Annotated in this window: 16 protein-coding genes; 8 read left to right on the top strand and 8 right to left on the bottom strand. The window is 73.1% G+C overall.

Annotated elements, in window-relative coordinates; translation table 11 throughout:
• Positions 1-330 precede the first annotated feature (330 nt).
• The 3 genes from ACGFWI_RS34840 to ACGFWI_RS34830 are packed head-to-tail and all read left to right on the top strand — an operon-like array spanning position 331 to position 2739.
• The gene (locus ACGFWI_RS34840) at positions 331-1122 is read left to right on the top strand and encodes a GNAT family N-acetyltransferase (protein WP_393910061.1); all 792 of its coding nucleotides are present in this window, start codon (positions 331-333) and stop codon (positions 1120-1122) included.
• Positions 1119-2033: a lysophospholipid acyltransferase family protein gene (locus tag ACGFWI_RS34835; RefSeq protein ID WP_393910060.1), complete on the top strand. Its 915-nt coding sequence runs from the start codon at positions 1119-1121 to the stop codon at positions 2031-2033. The genes ACGFWI_RS34840 and ACGFWI_RS34835 overlap by 4 nt, the downstream gene beginning before the upstream one ends.
• Positions 2026-2739 (top strand): DedA family protein, encoded by a 714-nt coding sequence (locus ACGFWI_RS34830; protein WP_393910059.1) that lies wholly within the window; start codon positions 2026-2028, stop codon positions 2737-2739. The genes ACGFWI_RS34835 and ACGFWI_RS34830 overlap by 8 nt, the downstream gene beginning before the upstream one ends.
• Positions 2740-2748: 9 nt before the next feature.
• Here ACGFWI_RS34830 and ACGFWI_RS34825 read toward each other — a convergent pair whose 3' ends face one another.
• The 6 genes from ACGFWI_RS34825 to ACGFWI_RS34800 all read right to left on the bottom strand — a co-directional run bounded on the left by ACGFWI_RS34825 (position 2749) and on the right by ACGFWI_RS34800 (position 9503).
• The gene (locus ACGFWI_RS34825; protein ID WP_393910058.1) at positions 2749-3372 is read right to left on the bottom strand and encodes a winged helix-turn-helix domain-containing protein; all 624 of its coding nucleotides are present in this window, start codon (positions 3370-3372) and stop codon (positions 2749-2751) included.
• A gap of 455 nt (positions 3373-3827) precedes the next feature.
• Positions 3828-4601, bottom strand: a complete 774-nt coding sequence (locus tag ACGFWI_RS34820) for a rhomboid-like protein (protein ID WP_393910057.1) — start codon at positions 4599-4601, stop codon at positions 3828-3830.
• Between the two features lie 22 nt (positions 4602-4623).
• On the bottom strand, positions 4624-5541 hold the full coding sequence (locus tag ACGFWI_RS34815) for a DUF6891 domain-containing protein (protein ID WP_393910056.1): 918 nt from the start codon (positions 5539-5541) through the stop codon (positions 4624-4626).
• Between the two features lie 119 nt (positions 5542-5660).
• A complete protein-coding gene (gene glnII, locus ACGFWI_RS34810; protein WP_393910055.1) occupies positions 5661-6683 on the bottom strand; it encodes a glutamine synthetase in 1023 nt (340 codons plus the stop codon).
• A 205-nt stretch (positions 6684-6888) separates the two neighbouring features.
• The gene (locus tag ACGFWI_RS34805; protein WP_393910054.1) at positions 6889-8022 is read right to left on the bottom strand and encodes a hypothetical protein; all 1134 of its coding nucleotides are present in this window, start codon (positions 8020-8022) and stop codon (positions 6889-6891) included.
• Positions 8019-9503, bottom strand: coding sequence for a hypothetical protein (locus tag ACGFWI_RS34800; protein WP_393910053.1), 1485 nt, complete (start codon positions 9501-9503; stop codon positions 8019-8021). Before ACGFWI_RS34800 ends, ACGFWI_RS34805 begins: the two co-directional genes overlap by 4 nt.
• 279 nt (positions 9504-9782) lie before the next feature.
• On the opposite strand from ACGFWI_RS34800, the gene ACGFWI_RS34795 reads away from it, so the two are divergent.
• The 3 genes from ACGFWI_RS34795 (at position 9783) to ACGFWI_RS34785 (ending at position 12760) form a co-directional block, all read left to right on the top strand.
• Entirely contained in the window at positions 9783-10691 is a 909-nt protein-coding gene (locus ACGFWI_RS34795) for a Gfo/Idh/MocA family protein (RefSeq protein WP_393910052.1), read from the top strand.
• Positions 10692-10798: 107 nt separating this feature from the next.
• Positions 10799-12361 carry an AMP-binding protein gene (locus ACGFWI_RS34790; protein ID WP_393910069.1) on the top strand — a complete coding sequence of 521 codons (1563 nt, stop codon included), beginning with the start codon at positions 10799-10801 and terminating at the stop codon, positions 12359-12361.
• 126 nt (positions 12362-12487) lie between these two features.
• Entirely contained in the window at positions 12488-12760 is a 273-nt protein-coding gene (locus ACGFWI_RS34785; RefSeq protein WP_393910051.1) for a hypothetical protein, read from the top strand.
• Positions 12761-12840: 80 nt separating this feature from the next.
• Here the strand turns inward: ACGFWI_RS34785 and ACGFWI_RS34780 are convergent, their stop codons facing one another.
• On the bottom strand, positions 12841-13422 hold the full coding sequence (locus ACGFWI_RS34780) for a PadR family transcriptional regulator (RefSeq protein ID WP_393910050.1): 582 nt from the start codon (positions 13420-13422) through the stop codon (positions 12841-12843).
• Between the two features lie 28 nt (positions 13423-13450).
• Positions 13451-15466 (bottom strand): FAD-dependent oxidoreductase, encoded by a 2016-nt coding sequence (locus ACGFWI_RS34775; RefSeq protein ID WP_393910049.1) that lies wholly within the window; start codon positions 15464-15466, stop codon positions 13451-13453.
• Between the two features lie 356 nt (positions 15467-15822).
• On the opposite strand from ACGFWI_RS34775, the gene ACGFWI_RS34770 reads away from it, so the two are divergent.
• Together ACGFWI_RS34770 and ACGFWI_RS34765 are read left to right on the top strand one after the other, a co-directional pair.
• Complete coding sequence (locus ACGFWI_RS34770) at positions 15823-16692, top strand: arpA protein (protein ID WP_393910048.1); 870 nt, start codon at positions 15823-15825, stop codon at positions 16690-16692.
• Between the two features lie 161 nt (positions 16693-16853).
• The gene (locus tag ACGFWI_RS34765; RefSeq protein WP_393910047.1) at positions 16854-18668 is read left to right on the top strand and encodes a choline/carnitine O-acyltransferase; all 1815 of its coding nucleotides are present in this window, start codon (positions 16854-16856) and stop codon (positions 18666-18668) included.
• The last annotated feature ends 11 nt before the right edge of the window (positions 18669-18679 follow it).

Genomic DNA, 18679 nt, shown 5'->3' with positions numbered 1-18679 from the left:
CAGCACCGACGTCAGCGGCACCGGCGCCCGAACAGCCCGACCCGCCCGCCTCCCCGGCGGGTGCGAGCCCCGGCCCCCCCGGAGCGCGGCGACCAGTGTTCTGCGGAGCCTCATCCATTCGCTCCCTGGGCTTCACGCGCCCGGCCGTCGGGCCCGGGAACAGTCTGCGGAGTAGAGAAGGGCCAGGTCATCGGGTTGCACCCGGCACCCCAGGGGTGTACCCGGCACCACCGCGGTGCAGCTCACCGGCTGCTCCGTGCGGCCCGCCGGTCCCGCTGTCTCACCGCCCGTCGACTCGCACAGCCTCCCCACTCCCCAAGGAGGGCTCCCATGAGCATGGCATCGACCGCGTCCGCCGCCGTCCCCCGCACCGCTCCCGCCCCCGCACCAGCAGCCGCCCCCGCCGACCCCGGTTACACCGCGGAGATCGCCGACACCCACGAGCAGATCCGCGCCGCGCAGCGGCTGCGCCACCAGGTCTTCGCCGACGAGATGGGCGCGACCCTGCACTCTCCGCTGGCCGGCCACGACATCGACGCCGTCGACGACCTCGCCGACCACCTCGTCGTCACCCACACCGCCACCGGAGAAGTGGTCGGCACCTACCGGCTGCTGCCGCCCGGCCGCAGCCCGCGGCTGTACTCCGACGGCGAGTTCGACCTCGGCGCGCTGGAGGGGCTGCGTGGCTCCCTCATCGAGGCCGGCCGCTCCTGTGTGCACCCCGACCACCGCAGCGGCGCCGTCATGACCCAGATGTGGGCCGCGCTCGCCCGCTACACCCTGCTCTCCGGTCACCGCTACCTCGCCGGCTGCGCCTCCGTCCCGCTCGCCGACGGCGGCACCGCCGCCGCCCACGCCTGGGGACTGGGCCGCGCCCGCTACGCCGCCCCGCCCGAGCTGCAGGCCACCCCGCACCACCCCTGGCACGCCACCGTCCCCGTCCCCGGCCGCCCCAGCCTCGCCCAGCTGCCGCCGCTGCTCCGCGGCTATCTGCGCATCGGCGCGTTCATCTGCGGCGCGCCCGCCCACGACCCGGAGTTCGACGTCGCCGACTTCTTCGTCGTCCTGGACATGGAACGGCTGGGCGACCGCTATCGGCGCTACTTCCTGGGGGAGCGGTGAACGGCCCTTGGGACGTCTGGTCCGACTGCACCCCGGACTGCGCCACCCACGCCCTGCCGCGCGTACCCGCGACCCGAATAGCCCGGCGCGGTGCCGCATTCGCCCGCTCCGTACGGCGGGCGCTGACGGACGGCGAGCGGATGGCCGATCCGGTACGACTGCGGGCCCACGCCGGAGCGCTGCTCGATGCGCTCGGGGTCCGCGTCGAGGGCGCGGCCGCGCTCACCGCGGGCGACGGCCCCGGCACCCTCATCGTCGTCAACCACATCTCGTGGCTCGACATCCTCGCCCTGCTCGCCGTCGAACCGGTCACCCTGCTCGCCAAGCGTGAGGTCGGCAGCTGGCCGGTCGTCGGCGGCCTGGCCCGCAGAGCCGGTACGCACTTCATCGACCGTACGAGCCCCCGGCGGCTGCGGGAGACCGTCCGGGAGGTGTCCGAACTGCTCGGCTCCGGACGCTCGGTGGCGGTCTTCCCGCAGGCCACCACCTGGTGCACCGCCGACCGGGGCATCTTCCGCCGGGCCACCTTCCAGGCCGCACTCGACGCGGGAGCGCCGGTCCGTCCGGTGACCCTCGGCTACACCCAGCAGGGCCGGCCGAGCACGGTGGCCGCGTTCTGCGGCGAGGACACCTTTGCCGCCTCGCTGCGCAGGGTGCTCGCCGCCCGTGCGCTGACCGTACGCGTCACGGCACATCCGGCGCTGACGGCGTCGGACGGATGCCTGGACCGGCGGGAGCTGGCGGAGCTGGCGGCGCGCGCGGTGCTGGGCGGCCGGCCGGAAGCGGGGGCGCTGGTACGGCAGGCGGCGGCGCGCGCCGCACTCCTGTCAGCCGGGCCGGTACCGGAGGTTCCGGTAGCGGGCTCTCCCGTGCCGGGGCCTGCCGCGCCGGATACCCCGGCCCATGTTTGAGCAACTGGACCAGCTCACCGAGCCCCTGCAGAGCATGCTGGGCTCGCCCTGGCTGTGGCTGGTCGTCCTGTTGGTGTCCGGCCTCGACGCGCTGCTGCCGTTCATGCCGAGCGAGACCACCGTCGTCCTGGTCGCCGTGCTCATCGGCCCCGACCTGCCGCTGCTCGCCCTGCTGGCGGGCGTTGCGGCGGCCGGGGCACTGGCCGGTGACTGCCTCGGCTACGCCGTGGGGCGGTACGCGGGCCCACGCGCGATCGCCCGGTTGCTGCGGGGCGAGCGCGGCCGGGCCCGGCACGCCAGGGCACGGGCGCGGGTCGAACGGCATGCCGCCCTGCTCGTCATCGCGGGCCGTTTCCTGCCCGGCGGCCGGGTGGTTGCCGCTCTGTCCACCGGGAGCGTCCGCTTCCCGCTGCGCCGCTTCGTCGTGCTGGACGCGGTGGGCGCGAGCATCTGGGCGGTGGGCAGCGCGGCGCTCGGCGGTCTGGGCGGCACGGCGCTCGGCGATTCCCCGGCCAAGGGGATGCTGCTGGCCTCCGGGACCGGACTGGTGGTGGCGGTCTGTGTGGGCCGGCTGCACCGCCGGGGCGCACCGGAGGACGGGGAGCGGGGCACACCGAAGCGGTGCGGGCCCCGGATGCGCACACTGTCCGGCCGGGCGGGGAAGCGGCTCCCCGCCCGGCCGCGACCTCGCCGGGAGGGCGTCTGAGCCCCGGCCTCAGATGCTCGGCACGTACTTGTAGCCGACCCGCCGCACCGTCACGATCGACGACCGGTGCGCGGCGCCCAACTTGCGGCGCAGCCGGGCGACATGGACATCGACCGTACGGCCGTCGCCGACGTGCCCGTAGCCCCACACCGTCGTCACCAGCTGGTCGCGGGTGTGCACCCGGTGCGGGTGCGCGACCAGATGGGCCAGCAGCTCGAATTCGAGGTACGTCAGGTCCAGCGGCCGGCCCTGGACCTGCGCGGTGCGCTGTTCGGGGTCGATCCGCACGATCTCGTCGCCGGTCGGCGCGCTCACCGCGGGCTCGACGGCCGGCGGCGCGGTCGCGGCCTGCTCGGCCGGTACGAGGACGAGGTAGCCGACCATCGGCGGCCGGCCGGGCAGCGCGGGCAGGCTGTGCTGCGGGGCCGGGAGCCAGGTGGCGCCGGAGTCCAGCAGCTCGGCGACCGAGAGGACACCGTGCGGCGCGGCGCCTCCGCCCGGGGTGGTGGCGGGTGACGGGTGGGCCTCGTCCGGCGCCACGGCGCGCAGCCGGTGGCGATGGGGGTGCGGGGCGGGGTGGCCGGGGAGGGGGGCCGTCGCGGAACCGGCAGTCAGGGTACGGAGGTTCGTCATCAGAAGTCAGCTCTTTCGCGCAGAGGGGCGTCGGGGACGTCGTGCGCGCGGGCAGGGCGTAAAACGCCGGTCAGCGGCGTCGGTGAGGCGTGTGCGGGCCCGCGCTCAGTGCGCGCGGCAACACAGACGGTCGAATGCGTGCGCCTGCCGGGACGGCCAGAAAGGCTCAAGGTCGCTGCGACCTGTCGCGGTGTCGGTGAGGCTGGCCATGGCCCTATTGAACCAGACGGCCGGTGATCTGTCCCTCGTGCGGCAGGCCCTTCGACGGGATTCCGCCGCGTACGAGCCGTGCAGGTGCCGGGGCCGGAGGTGATCCGTTCCCGACTCCGCTTTTCCGCAGCGGAGTTGGCGAGCGCACGGCTGCGGGGGGAGTGGCCGGAATCCGCTATGCGCTGCATGTCCCCCCTCTTTTCGATATGTGTGTGCTTTTCGGTGTGTGCGGCTCACGCCCCGTTTCACGGGTTCGCCCCCGTTCGCCGCCCCGTTCGTCGTCCCGCTGCGGCCCGCATCCCCGTCCCCATCGCCACCCCGAGCGCGAGCGCCGTCAGATGCCCGACGTCGGTGAACGTCCGCCCGCGGCGCAGCACCGGCCGTATCCCCAGTGCCAGCAGGCCGGCCGTCGCCGCGGCCCGCGCGCCGCGGTGCGGGACGGTCGCGGCGAGGGCGCCCACCGTTGCGTTGAAGCCATAGCTGGCTCCGACGTCGATGGCCCGTGCGGTCGCGTCGTCCGGCGGATCCTCTCCCGTGGCCTCAGCGAGCGGATCCTCTCCCGTGGTCTCAGGGGGGTGGACGGGGGAGACTCCGGCGGTGGCCGGGGGAGTGCCTCCCGGTATTCGCGCGCGCAAGGCCGCGTAGACCAGCAGGCTGGCCCCCACGTGACCGGCCGCGAACACCCCTGCCGCACGCCGTGCGCCCCATCGCGCCTCGGCCGTGCCGAGGGCGGCGAGCAGCGCGGCGCCGTACGGCACCGGCAGCGGTTCCTCGACGAATACCGCGCTGGTGACCAGGGTCTGCCACCTGCCGGCCCGCAGATTCCGGACGTTGGTGGAGTGCGTACGCAGCAGTTCCCTGCGCCGGTGGCCGGGCAGCCGCGCGGTGGCGTACGCACCGAGTTGTACGGCGCCGACATACAGCGGCGCGACCCAGGGGACGGCGCCCGTCAGGCCACGGGGTGCGGCAGTTGCCGGGACGCGCGGTACGGCACGCGACGCGAGAGCACCGGGCCTCATCCGCGACGCGACGCCCGGCACCTCAGGCCGTCCTCGGCAGCCGCTTGCGCCAGTCCGGCGCCGCGACCTCGATGACCCGGTCCGGATCGCCGTCCCACTGCACCGGCAGCCCCGCCCCGGCGAACGCCGCCACCACCACCCGCCCGACCCCGGCGCGGTCCTCCGCGGAGGCCTCGCCGGTATCCGCATAGGCGCCGTAGCGGACCGACAGCCCATGGCCTTCCGCGGCCGACTCGGTGTCCTGGTAGTGGAAGAAGACGAAGCCCCGGTCCCCGTCGGCGCGTTCGGCTCCTATCTCGGCCAGCGCACAGTTGCTGCAACAGCCGAAGTTCATCCGGGCGGTCAGCCCCTGGGCATTCAGCGTGTCGAAGGCCTGCGCCACCCGGTCGGCGTCGGTCACCTCGGGCCACTCGGCCTGCTCGGCGAGCCGCTCCTCCCACAGGCCCCCGACGATCCGCCGCGCCTCGTCCAGCGAGACCGAGGGGTCCTCGGGGCCGAAGGAGTCACAGACGCCCTGCGCGACCTCATGGAAGCCCCGGAAACCGGCGCGGATGCCCTTGCGAGCCTGCTCCTCGGCGGCCGCGCGGGTCTCCGGAGCCAGGCCGGGCGTCGAGTACAGATCCGCCCCCTGCCAGTCGAGCGCCGTACGCCAGGCCTCCCCGCCGCGCGCCCAGTCCAGGAAGACCGCCACGACCCGCTCCGCATCGCCGCTCTCCGCGCGGAAGTGCCGCTCCGGCCCGCCGTCGCGGTACTCGACCGTGAACGGCCCGTCGCCGTCCCGCCAGGTCTGCACGAACACCTGGTCCGCTTCGGGGAACCGCTCGACGACCACGAAATGGTCGTCGTCCGCGCCGATCCGCCGCAGCAGCCCGGCGAGTTCGGCCTCGGCCGGGCGTGAACGGTCCGGCCCGGACTCGGTCTTGACGCTGATCTCAAGCATGCCCCCAGCGTGCCAGCCACCACTGACAAGCGGCCCCTGACCTGCCCGGCAGACGACGCGGGGCAGACGAACGGGCCGGACCGCACCGGCCCGGCCCCTCGCACACGGTCGCGGAGACGTCAGATCTGATCGCGCCGCGCCAGCTCCGTGCAGCAGGTGTCCACCATCAGCCGGGTGACCACATACGGGTCGACGTTGGCGTTCGGGCGCCGGTCCTCGATGTAGCCCTTCTTCTCGACCTCGACCTGCCAGGGGATACGCACCGAGGCGCCGCGGTCGGAGGCGCCGTAGGAGTAGGCGTCCCAGGGGGCGGTCTCGTGCGCGCCGGTCAGCCGGTCCTCGATGCCGGTGCCGTACTGGCGGACGTGCTCCAGCGGCTTGTCGCCCTGGCCCAGCGCCTCGCAGGCGGTGATGATCGCGTCGTACCCCTCCCGCATCGCGCGGGTGGAGAAGTTGGCGTGCGCGCCCGCGCCGTTCCAGTCGCCCTGGGCCGGCTTGGCGTCCAGCGACGCGGTGACGCCGAAGTCCTCCGCCACCCGGTGCAGCAGCCAGCGCGCCACCCACATGTGGTCCGAGACCTCCAGCGCGGGCAGCGCGCCCACCTGGAACTCCCACTGGCCGGGCATGACCTCGGCGTTGATGCCGGACAGACCGAGACCGGCCGCCAGGCACAGGTCGAGGTGCTTCTCGACGATCTCCCGGCCGAAGATCTCGCCCGCGCCCACGCCGCAGTAGTAGCCGCCCTGCGGGGCCGGGAAGCCGCCGCCCTCGGGGAAGCCGAGCGGACGCTCGCCCTTGAGGAAGGTGTACTCCTGCTCGATGCCGAAGATCGGCTCCTGGCCGGCGAACCGCTCCGCCACCGGGCGCAGCAGCGCACGCGTGTTGGAGGGGTGCGGGGTGAGGTCGGTGTGGAGCACCTCGCACAGCACCAGCAGGTGGTCACCACCGCGGATCGGGTCCGGGCAGCTGAACACCGGCTCCAGCACGAGGTCCGAGGAGTGACCTTCGGCCTGGCTGGTGCTGGAACCGTCGAAGCCCCACCGCGGCAGCGTGCTGCCATCGGTCAGAATCCTGGTCTTGGAGCGGAGCTTGGCGGTCGGCTGGGTGCCGTCGATCCAGATGTACTCGGCCTTGATGGTCACGGGGTCCTCTTCGAGCTCGGGGCAGGTACGGGTGCGGGCGTACCGCCGCACTCTCGCAACCCGCCGTTTCTCGTCCGTTGCCCGTTTGTGAACCACAGGTTACGTAGCCGGACACCCTGTCGTTCCCAAGGGTTTCTCGCTTGCGGGCCTTGGATTCTTGCACCGAATGTGCCCGTCTTCATGTCTTTCCGATGTGACGCAGACCTCAGGAACGCCGCTTCAACAGCCCCTCGAACCCCAGGTGCTCCATCCGGTGCGTCAGCTCCTCGGCGGTGATCCCCATCGCCTCCGCGGTGCGCCCGGGGTGCCAGTCGTGCGACGCGAGCCGGTGCAGCACATGGCCGCGGCGGACCTGCTTGTCCGTGAGCCGGAACGACTTGAGGTAGGCGACCCGCCCCTTCCCGTCCGTGATCGTCTCGCCGATGTGCTGGACGCGGTGCAGTGCGAACGGCGGCAGGAAGCGGGACAGCCGGAACTGTCCCATCCGGTGCACCTCCCGCACGTCGTAGGACTCGTCGAGCAGCTCGGCCGCCATCAGACCGGAATGCTGTGCCTCCCACTCCCGCTGCCGCCGCCCGGCGGCGGCGCGCAGCTCCGCGAGCGAGGTGAGGTACTCCGCGGCGAGCCGGACCGGGAACTCCGCCACCGGTTCGCCATAGAGCCCGTACTGGTACATCAGCTCGCCGTACATGTCCTGCAGCAGCGAGGCGTGCAGCGCCCGGTAGTCGTCCGGGTGCGGCACCACGAAGGCGGCGGCGAGGGCGTCGGCGAGGTACACCATCACCCCGCACTGTCCCGGATGGATCTCGAAGACCCGCAGCGCATCCTCCAGGCCGGGCACCGACTCGCCCTGGTACGCCCGCTCCGCGCGCGGCGAGAGGCCGTCGCGCACCGCCCGCCGGGTCCACTCCTCCCACACGATCGGCGGCCCCCCGAAGTGCAGCGCCAGATAGCCGTCGAGCGCCAGGTGGAGCGGCAGGAACCGCAGCCCGCCCGAGGCGCCGCCGGCCGGCCGGGAGCGCCGGCCGCGCTTCTGTACGAGCTTGCGCGGAAAGTGCAGCGGCGCACAGACCACCGGTCCGCGCTCCGCGCCCAACTGCGAGCCGTACGAGGCCGCCGGTGTGCCGTCGCTGGTCCAGTTCGCCACATATCCATGCGGAATGTACGAGGTGTAGGACGTCCGCCGGTCGGCCCGTACCGTCCACGGCCCGTCCCGGTAGAGCTCACGGTGCAGCCGCAGCTCGCAGATCGGCTCCGCGCGCACCAGCGGCACCAGCCGCACCGCACCCCATCGCTGCGGCGGACGGGCGCTGAGCCCGTCCAGATCCAGCCTGCTCACCCCGCACCTCCTTCCCCGTCGTCCGGCGCATCCGGCCCATCCGGCGCCGCTTCCGCGGTCAGGAACCGCCGCACCCTGTCGTCCAGATGGGCCCGCAGTTCGGCCGGGCCCGTCCGCCCCTCCGCGAACCGTGCGAGCTGCACCAGCGCCGGCAGATCCTCGGCGTTGCGCACCCCCGCGGTCGGCACCCGGGCGGCCAGCCTGCGGACGTCGAAGTCCTCGGCGTCGTAGACCGGGTTGAGGTGCACGACGGAGGTACGGCCCTGCGGATCGAGCCTCGTCCGCCACACCCGGAGCACCTCCCCGGCCAGGCCGGGCGGCGCGTTGTCGAAGCCGTCCGAGACGATCACCAGCTGCTCCGGTGCGTACTCCAGCGCGTCCAGCAGCCGCATGCCCAGCGGCGTCGCCCCGTAGGGGTAGGCGAGCAGCGCGTCCTGCCGCCCCGACGTCCACAGCGGAAGGTACGACCCGGCGAGCGCCTCCAGCAGGAAGTGGCAGGCCAGCGCGGTCACCAGCGGACGGCGCCGCTTCTGCCGCGAACCGGTCGTGGAGAAGCTGTCGTCCAGTACGGCGGCCACCCGGCCCCAGGTCCCGGCCTGTGCGCCCGCCGTACGCCCCGCCGCGGTCCGCAGCGCGCCGGTCAGCTCGGCACGGCGCGCGATGCGGTCGTCGAGCGGCAGCCCCAGGACGTACGCGGCGAGCCGGGTCAGCGGCATCCGGGACAGGTCGGCGGCCACGTCGGCACCGCGGCTGCGGGCCGACGCCTGCACCCGCAGCCGCTCCAGCCGCGTCATCCGCGGCGCGATCCGCTCCAGGAAGACGCGGCGGTCGATGCGGTGCGCCGCGGCGAACCCCTCGGCGACGGTGAACGGCAGCTCGTACAGGGCCTTCTGCTGGTAGTGCGCCCGCCGCCAGGAGTCCAGCAGCGGGGTGGCGTACTGCTTGCGCCGGCCCGGCGCGAACAGGAAGTCACTCAGCTCGCCGTCACCTCCGCGCCCACCGGGCGGCGGCAGATGCGCATGCCGCAGCGCGCACTTGAGGCCGCTCCGGTACTTCACCGCGTCCAGCGCAGGATCCGGGCGCGCGGCGAGCCAGTCGCGCATGACGGCGCGGGTACGGCGGTTGTTGACCTTGGCGGCGCGCAGCGCACGGAACAGGCGGTAGACGCGCGGCGCCGGCAGCCGCGCCAGCCGGGCCGCGATCAGCCGCCCCTCGACATGCCGCTCCTCCGTCGTCGCCTCCCGCGCCGTCTCCAGGAGCCGGCGCACGATCAGCGCCGCATTGTGGTCGTTGATGTCCAGGGCGAGCGAAGCGGCGTACAGCGGGCGGTAGTTGACCCGCACATAGTCGTGCAGGAAGTCCAGCGACATCCGCTGCTCATAGGCGCCGGAGTGGAACTCGTGCTGCCCGGTGGAGGTGATGGCGGCATTGACGAACAGCAGCACGTCCTCGGCCGCCACCCGGTCCGCTGAGCTGTCCACGCCCTCTCCCCCGTAGTCGGATGCCGGCCGGGGAGTGGGGGCACGAGCAGCGAATCGTTGCTTTGCAGAGCAGGTCCGGAAGTCGCACCGGAGTCCCGCGGCCGGCCGGTGCAACGTAACACCGGCCGGGCGGGCGGGGCATACGGATTACGGCGTGGGGCGGGCTCGGCGCCGGCACCCCGGCCGAGGGCGTGGGCGACGGGCCACCGTCCCCTCGGCTCGCGGCGCCGGCGGAGCCCAATCCGCGCTCCGGTCCGCGCTGCGCGAGACACTGGCCCCATGACGACCCCGCGCATCGGACTCCTCGGCACCGGACCCTGGGCGCGGCGCGTCCATGCCCCCGCCCTCGCCGCCCACCCCGGCGTCGAGTTCACCGGCATCTGGGGGCGCAGAGCGGAGGCCGCCGCCGCGCTGGCCCAGGCCCACCGCACCCGCCCGTACGAGTCCCCCGACGAGCTGTTCGAGGCCTGCGACGCCGTCGCGATCGCCCTGCCGCCGTCCGTCCAGGCCCCGTTGGCGGTCCGCGCCGCCGAGGCCGGCTGCCATCTCCTCCTGGACAAGCCGGTGGCCACCTCCGTGCCCGAGGCCCGCGCCGTCGCCACGGCCGCCGACCGGGCGGGCATCGCCTCGGTGGTGTTCTTCACGGCGCGCTTCGGGGAGCAGGAAGGGGAGTGGATCGCCGCCCAGGCCGCGGTCGGCGGCTGGTTCACCGCCCATGCCGACTGGCTCGGCTCGGTCTTCGCCGAGGACAGCGCCAGCCCGTACGCCGATTCGCCCTGGCGCCGCGAGAAGGGCGGCCTGTGGGACGTCGGCCCGCATGCGCTGTCGGTGCTCCTGCCGGTCCTCGGCGATGCGGAAGCGGTCACCGCGGTCCGGGGCCCGGCCGATGCCGTGTTGCTGACGATGCGTCACAGCAGTGGGGCGGCCGGCTCGGCGACGCTCGGTCTGACCGCGCCCGCCGCGGCGTCCGGCGTCGAGGTCACCCTCCGCGGCACCGCGGGCATCACCTCCCTGCCCCGTCGCCAGGACGGCCCCGAAGTGGCCTACCACCGCGCCGTCGACGCCCTGCTCGCCGCCGCCGGGGCCGGTCTGCCCAACGCCTGCGACGTCCACTTCGGCCTCCGGGTCACCGAAATCCTCGCGGCGGCGGAGGAATCGCTCCCCCCTCTCATGCCTCACGGGTCATGACCACATGGCGATATTGGTCGTGGAGGGCATGAGCGAACGTCCGTAGCGTCATGGCCGTGACCCGCGTGGTCACCCGCCTTGTCACCGGACCAAGGGACCCCACCGCCATGACGCCCGCCACCGGCTTCACCAGCTATGCCGACGCCCTCCTCGCCGCCCTCGCCCGTGACCCGTCCCGCACCGCGGTGACCGTGGGGGAGGGCGGCGAGGAGATCACCGCCGGTGCCCTGCACGCCACCGTCCACCGCATGGCGGCGGTGCTCGCCGGCCGCGGCATCGGCCGCGGCCGCACCGTCTGCCTCCTCAGCGGCAACCGCCCCGAGGTGCTCGCCGCACGCTACGCAGTGGGCCTCCTCGGCGCCCGTGTGGTCTTCCTCTACGACGGTATGGCCGCCGAGACCCTGGCCCGGATCGCCACGAGCGCGGAGGCCGCCCTGCTCCTGGTCGACCCGGCCCTCCACGACACCGCACGGGCGCTGCTCCACCACACCCGGGGCCCGGCCCCCGAGGTGATGACCCTGGGGAGCGGGGCTGCGGCCGCCGATCTGGGCGCCGACCTGCTCGCCGCCTGTGCCGCACTCCCCGTCACCCCAGAGGTGCCGAGCGCCGCCCGCCCCGAGGACGACTGGTGCCTCCGGCACACCGGTGGCACGACCGGCATCCCCAAGGGCGTCCGGATGGCACACGCCCCGTACGCCGGGATGGTGCTCCACCAGCGCATGGAAGCCGCCGGCGATCCGCCCCGCTTCCTGGCCTGCACCCCGCTCGCCCACCTCGCGGGTGTGCTGGCCGATGTCACGCTCGCGGCCGGCGGCACCGTCGTCCTGCACCGCGCCTTCGACCCCGCCGCCGTACTCGCCGCCGTCGCCCGCGACCGCATCACCCACCTCTGGCTGCTGCCCCCACTCCTCTACCGGCTCCTCGACGACCCCACCCTCCCCACCACCGACCTCAGCTCCCTCACCCGTATCTCCTACGGCGGCTGTGCGGCCTCCCCCTCGCGACTGGCGCGGGCCGCCGAGGTCTTCGGCCCGGTCCTGTTCGGGCTGTACGGCCAGGCCGAGGCCATGTCGATCACCCAGGCCCGGCCGGCGGACCACCTCCGCACCGGACCCGGCGGACGGATCACCGTCGGCCGCGCACTGCCCGGCGTGACGCTCGCCGTCCGTGACGCGGACGGGCGCGATCTGCCGGTGGGGGAGCCGGGCGAGATCCTTGTGCGCTCCGCCGGCGTGATGACCGGGTACTGGAAGCAGCCCGAGCTGACCGCGCAGGTGCTGGACGACGACGGCTGGCTGCACACCGGCGACGTGGGTGTGCTGGACGACGAGGGCCGGCTCTACCTCGTCGACCGGGTCAAGGACCTGATCATCGTCGTGGGCGGGCATGTCCACCCGGCGGATGTCGAGGACCTGCTGCACACCCATCCGGCGGTCGCCGACTGCGCCGTCTACGGGGTGCGCGGGGCGGACGAGGCCGAGGAGGTGCATGCCGCGGTCGTCCTCGCTCCGGGCCACCGTGTGGACACCGCCGCCCTCCGCGCCTTCGTCACCGAGCGCGCGGGCGCCCTGTACGCCCCGGCCGTCGTCCACATGCTCGACGCCATCCCGCTCACCCCCGTGGGCAAGCCGGACAAATCCAGGTTGCGCGCCAGGGCCGCGACGGCCTGACCCGGAGCTCTCCCCAAGGCCCTTCTCCGGGCGCCAAATCCCCTCTGGCCAGGGGCTTTTGTCAGTGGTCGGCAGTAGAATGGGAACCAGTCAGTGAGGGTTCATCCACGCTCCAGGAGGTCGCCGATGGCCGCTGCCACACTCATCACGAAGCCTCTCCCGGCCCACCCGCTGCCCAAGAAGCCGCTGCCCGGCGGATGGCCGCGCGAGCGGTACGAATCGCACAACCGCCGCCTGAAGGCCATGCGGCTGGCCATAGCCCTGCTCGACACCGGCGTCTACCGCCCCGAGCAGGCCCACAACCGCAAAATCCGCAGCACCGCGGCCGACATAGGGGTCCACGCCCCGTCCGACACGACCTGCCGCCTGGTGCGCGCCCTCATCTACGACCACTGCTGACGGCTCCCCGGCACACCAACAGGGCGGCCGGCCCCGGGACTTCCCCGGAGCCGGCCGCCCCACGCCGTGCCGGGACGGGCTCACTCACCCGGGCCGTCCCCCGGCCCCTCCCGCCGGTCCTCCGCGGCGGCATCCATGTCCGCCACCTCCGCCAGCGCCTCCTCCAGCCACTCCACCCAGAACGTCTCCAGACCGATCCCGGCCCGCAGCACGAGCCGTCGCAGCCGGTCCTCCGGATCCGCCGCGGCCCCGAAATCGCGGCCCTCGATCTCCTGGTACTCCGCCAGCTGCCGCCGGTGCAGCGTCAGATGCCGCCGCAGCTCCTCGTCGAGCCCGACCCGCCCCACCACCGCCGACGCCCGCATCCGCAGCAGCAGCGCGTCCCGGATGGGCTTGGACTCCTGCTCGGCGGAGGCCCAGCGGGTCAGCTCGCTCCGCCCCGCGGGCAGCACCTCGAACTCCTTCTTCTGCCCGCGGGACGGCTGCTCGCTCGGCAGCGCCCGGATGAACCCGGACTGCTCCAGCTTCCCCAGCTCGCGATAGATCTGCTGATGGGTGGACGACCAGAAGTAGCCGATCGACCGGTCGAACCTGCGGGTCAGCGCCAGCCCCGACGACGGCTTCTCTAGCAGGGCGGTGAGGATCGCATGCGGGAGTGACATGGGGGAATCCTAGGCAGCCGGCGGCAGGTCACAGGGCCGCCGCCAGCTCCGTCCCCTGCTGGATGGCGCGCTTGGCGTCCAGCTCGGCGGCGACGTCCGCACCGCCGATGAGGTGCACGGCGCGCCCCTCGGCCCGCAGCTCCTCGTACAGGTCCCGGCGCGGCTCCTGCCCGGTGCACAGCACGACGGTGTCCACGGCCAGCGTGCCGGCCGCACCGTCGACGGTGACATGCAGGCCCTCGTCGTCGATCCGCTCGTACGTCGCCCCGGCGACCATCGTCACGCCCCGGTGCCGCATTTCCGCCCGGTGGATCCAGCCGGTGGTCTTGCCGAGGCCGGCGCCGACCTTCGACGCCTTGCGCTGCAGCAGATGCACCTGCCGCGGGGCCTTGGGGCGCTCGGGTGCCCGCAGTCCGCCGCGCTCGCCGTACGCGGTGTCGACGCCCCAGGAGCGGAAGTAGGTCTCCGGGTCCTGGCTCGCCGCGTCGCCGGCATCGGTCAGGAACTCCGCGATGTCGAAGCCGATCCCGCCCGCCCCGATGACCGCCACCCGCTCGCCGACCGGCGCACCGTCGCGCAGCACATCGAGGTAGCTGACGACGCTCGGGTGGTCGATGCCGTCGATCTCCGGGGTGCGCGGTGTGACGCCGGTGGCGACCACGATCTCGTCGAACGCACCGAGGTCCGCGGCCGTCACGGGGGTGTTCAGCCGGACCTCCACGCCCTGCCGCGCGAGCTGCGTACGGTAGTAGCGCAGCGTCTCCTCGAACTCCTCCTTGCCCGGGACCCGCTTGGCGAGGTTCAGCTGTCCGCCGATCTCGTCCGCGGCGTCGAACAGCGTGACGTCATGGCCGCGCTCGGCGGCGGACACGGCACAGGCGAGCCCGGCGGGCCCGGCGCCGACCACCGCGAGCTGCTTGCGCCGCCGGGTGGGCGAGAGGATCAGCTCGGTCTCGTGGCACGCCCGCGGATTGACCAGACAGGACGTGATCTTCCCGCTGAAGGTGTGGTCGAGGCAGGCCTGGTTGCAGCCGATGCAGGTGTTGATCTCCTCGGCCCGGCCGTCCGCCGCCTTGGCGACGAAGTCCGGGTCGGCGAGGAAGGGCCGTGCCAGCGACACCATGTCGGCGCGCCCGTCGGCGAGCAACTCCTCGGCCACCTCAGGGGTGTTGATGCGATTGCTGGTCACCAGGGGGATGGTGACCGAGCCCATCAGCCGCTTGGTCACCCAGGTGTAGGCGCCGCGCGGCACCGAGGTCACGATGGTGGGGATGCGGGCCTCGTGCCACCCGACACCGGTGTTGATGATCGTGGCGCCGGCCGCCTCGATCTCCTTGGCGAGCGTCACCACCTCCTCCAGGGTCGAACCGCCCGGAACGAGGTCCAGCATCGAGAGCCGGTAGATCAGGATGAAGTCCGTGCCGACGCGCTCGCGGGTACGGCGGACGATCTCCAGCGGGAAGCGCACCCGGTTCTCGTACGAGCCGCCCCACCGGTCCGTGCGCTGATTGGTCGCGCCGACGATGAACTCGTTGATCAAGTAGCCCTCGGAGCCCATGATCTCGACGCCGTCGTACCCGGCGGACTGGGCGAGCTCCGCCGCCCGCACATAGTCCTCGATGGTCTGCTCGACCTCGTCGTCGGTGAGCGCATGCGGCGGAAAGGGGCTGATGGGCGCCTGGATCGCACTCGGCGCGACCAGGTCGGCGTGGTACGCGTACCGCCCGAAGTGCAGGATCTGCATCGCGATCCGGCCGCCCGCGGCATGCACGGCACCGGTCACGCTCCGGTGCTGCGCCGCCTCCGCCTCGGTGGTGAGCTTGGCCCCGCCGTCGTACGGCCGTCCCGCCTCGTTCGGCGCGATTCCGCCGGTCACCATCAGGCCGACGCCGCCGCGCGCACGGGCGGCGTAGAACGCGGCCATCCGCTCGAAGCCGTTCTCGGCCTCCTCCAGGCCGATGTGCATCGACCCCATCAGCACCCGGTTGGGAAGGGTCGTGAACCCGAGGTCGAGCGGGCTCATCAGGTGCGGGTACTGACTCATGGGGCCTCCTGGCGCGGTGGTCGTCACAGCAGTTGTAGACCAGCCGAAGAGTCTTATGCAACAAGTTGCATAAAACGTGATGCAGGCGACCCCGGCCCCCGGGCGCCCTCTCCCCGCCGCACTCCTCACCGCGCGCATCTGCCGGTCGGCGCAGTGTGACGTATCACAGACAACGCGGGGGCGCTGTGGGAACTTCAACTGTGCTACTCCTCAATGGAGTTGCCGAAGAGCCGAAGGTGCGGGCCGGACGGCACGCGGACCGCACGGGTCGCCTGGTGGGGGCGGCCGGGGCGAGGCCGCGGGCCGGCGGCGGGCATCCGGCTCGGGACGGTCTGCCCATACGTGGAGAGGGTCGAATGAGCACTTTGCAAGCCGTCACGCTCGACCAGGTGGTCGACACCGCCCGGTATCCCCTGTCGCAGCTCGACAGTGCCGAGGGGCGGGCTGTGCTGTCCCGTGCCCGGCGCGAACTCTCGGCACTCGGCTGCACCGTGCTGCCGGACTTCATCCGTCCGTCGCTCCGCGAGGTGCTGGAACAGGAGTGCGCCGCCCTCGCCCCCCAGGCGCACTTCGACGTCGAGACCGTCAACGTCTACAACATCGCGGTGGACTCCGAGCTGCCGGCGGACCACCCCGGGCGGCGGACCTTCCAGCGGGGCAATGCGTTCGTCGCGCGGGACCGCGTCCCCGCCGGCTCCCTGATCAGCCGGCTCTACTCCCACCCGGCGTTCCAGGACTTCATCGCCCGCTGTTTCGGACTGCCGCAGCTGCACGAGCTGGCGGACCCGCTCTCCGGGCTGGTCCTCAACGTCGTCGCGCCGGGCATGGAGCACCCCTGGCACTTCGACACCAACGAGTTCACGGTGAGCCTGCTCACCCGCCAGGCACAGGACGGCGGCGTCTTCGAGTACTGCCCGAACATCAGGTCCGCGCAGGACGAGAACTTCGACGACGTACGCGACGTCCTCGACGGCCGGGGTGAGCGGCTGACCCGGCGCCTCCCCCTGCACCCCGGTGATCTGCAGTTGTTCAAGGGCCGCTACTCGCTCCACCGGGTGAGCCCGGTGCGCGGCGCACTCGCGCGCCACTCCGCGATCTTCGCCTACAGCGAGCGCCCCGGTGTCATCGGGAGCGTGGCGCGGACCCGGCAGCTCTTCGGCCGGGTACTGCCCGAGCATGTGGCGGCCGAGGGCCGGGCCGTACGGGGCGACCGGCTGCTGGACTAGCAGCCGGACACGCCGGCGCCGTGCGCCGCCGCCCGCGCCGCGTTCCTCACATGGACGGGCACGGTGGGTGACGGCGCGACCATGGACGAGTGACATCACAGGTCCCCACGACCGGAATCGAGAGAGCAGAATTGAATACCCGTCAGGAAAGGGCAGCAGTCATGACGACCTTCTCCCAGGAGGACAGCCTCCCGCGGGTGCCGCTGCCCACGCTGGAGGCGAGCTGTGAGCGGTTCCTCGCCTGGTGCGCGCCGCTGCTGACCGCCGACGAGCTGGCGGCGACCGAGGCGGAGGTGACCGCCTTCCTCCGCCCCGGCGGCCCCGGCCGGGCGCTGCAGGCGGCGCTGGAGGAGTACGACGCCACCGAGGGAGTCCACAGCTGGCTGGACACCTTCTGGCCGTGCCGCTACCTGGGCCGCCGCGACCGGATCGCGCTCAACGCCAACTTCTTCTTCCTGTTCCAGGACGCCCCGCCGCAGCAGCCGCAGTCGCAGGTGGAGCGGGCCGCCGGGCTCATCGCCGGAGCCGTCGATTACAAGAGGCAGCTCGATCAGGAGCTCATCCCGCCGGTGGTGCAGCGCGGCGCGCCCCAGTCCATGGTGCAGAACAAGTTCCTCTTCTCCGCCACCCGGATCCCCGGGGCGGAGCAGGACACCGTCCGCAGCCCGTACACCGACGCCTGGCCGGGCCCGTCCCGGGCACGGCACATCGTGGTGTTCTTCCGCGGCAGCATGTTCCGGCTCGATGTGCTCGGCGCGGACGGTGTCCCGCACAGCCTGGACGACCTCGAAGCGGGGCTGCGCGCCGTGCAGAAGGCCGGCGCCGAACCGGCTCCCGCGGACACCTCGGTGGGCCACCTCACCACCATGGCGCGCGCGGAGTGGGCCGCCGCCCGCGAGACCCTGCGCGCCTGCCATCCCCGCAACGCGGACGCCCTGGACGACATCGAGACCGCACTGTTCTGCGTCTGCCTGGAGGACTTCGCCCCCGCGGACATCCAGCAGGCCTGCGACCAGCTGCTCCACGGCGACCGCGGCAACCGCTGGTTCGACAAGGCCGTGTCCCTGATCGTCTTCGCGGACGGCCGGGCGGGCATCAATGTGGAGCACTGCGAGCTCGACGGCACCACCATCCTCAGCTTCACCGACGCCCTGCTCAGCGCCACCGCCGAGGAACACTCCCGCCGCTCCGGAGCCCGCTCCCAGGGCCTCCCGTCCCTGGAACCGGTCGTCTTCGAGCTGGACGACGCCCTCCGGGACCGGGTGCGCTCCGCCGCCGAGGCGTTCGCGGCGTACGGGGAGAGCACCGCGACCCGGACCGTCTCCTTCGACGACTTCGGCAGCAACACCGCCAAGGCGCTGGGCTCCTCGCCGGACGCCTTCGTCCAGCTCGCCTACCAGCTCGCCCACCAGCGCGCCAAGGGGCGCCTGGGCGCCACCTACGAGTCGATCGCCACCCGTCAGTGGCGGCTCGGCCGCACCGAGGCGATGCGTGTGGTCACCCCGGAGATCCAGGAGTTCGTCGCCACGATGGAGGACCCGGCAGCCGACGCGGACACCCGCCGGGCCGCGTTCCGGGCCGCCGCCGGGAAGCATGTGGCACGCGCAAAGGAGTGCCAGGCCGGCGACGCGCCCGAGCAGCACCTGTGGGAGCTGGAACTGATCCAGCGCCGCCGCGGAACGGAGCTCGGGGTGACCGAGCAACCCGCCCTCTACCGGACGCCCGGCTGGCTGACCATGCGCGACGACTACCTGAGCACCAGCTCCGCGCCGTCCGCCAACATCCAGTACTTCGGCTTCGGCTCCACCAGCAGCCGCTGTATCGGCGTCGCCTACGTCCTGCTGCCCGACCGCTTCCACCTCTACCTGAGCACCCCGCAGTCCGTGGCCGCCCCGATGCACACCTTCGCCGACCGGCTCCGGGAGGCGGTGGCCGAACTGCGGGAGCTGCTGGCGCCGGGGCAGTCCGGGGCCTGACCGCGACGCGG

Origin of the sequence: Streptomyces sp. NPDC048434 (genome assembly GCF_043200375.1) — a bacterium.
Lineage (GTDB): Bacteria > Actinomycetota > Actinomycetes > Streptomycetales > Streptomycetaceae > Streptomyces.
This window is presented reverse-complemented; position numbering and strand designations above follow the sequence as displayed.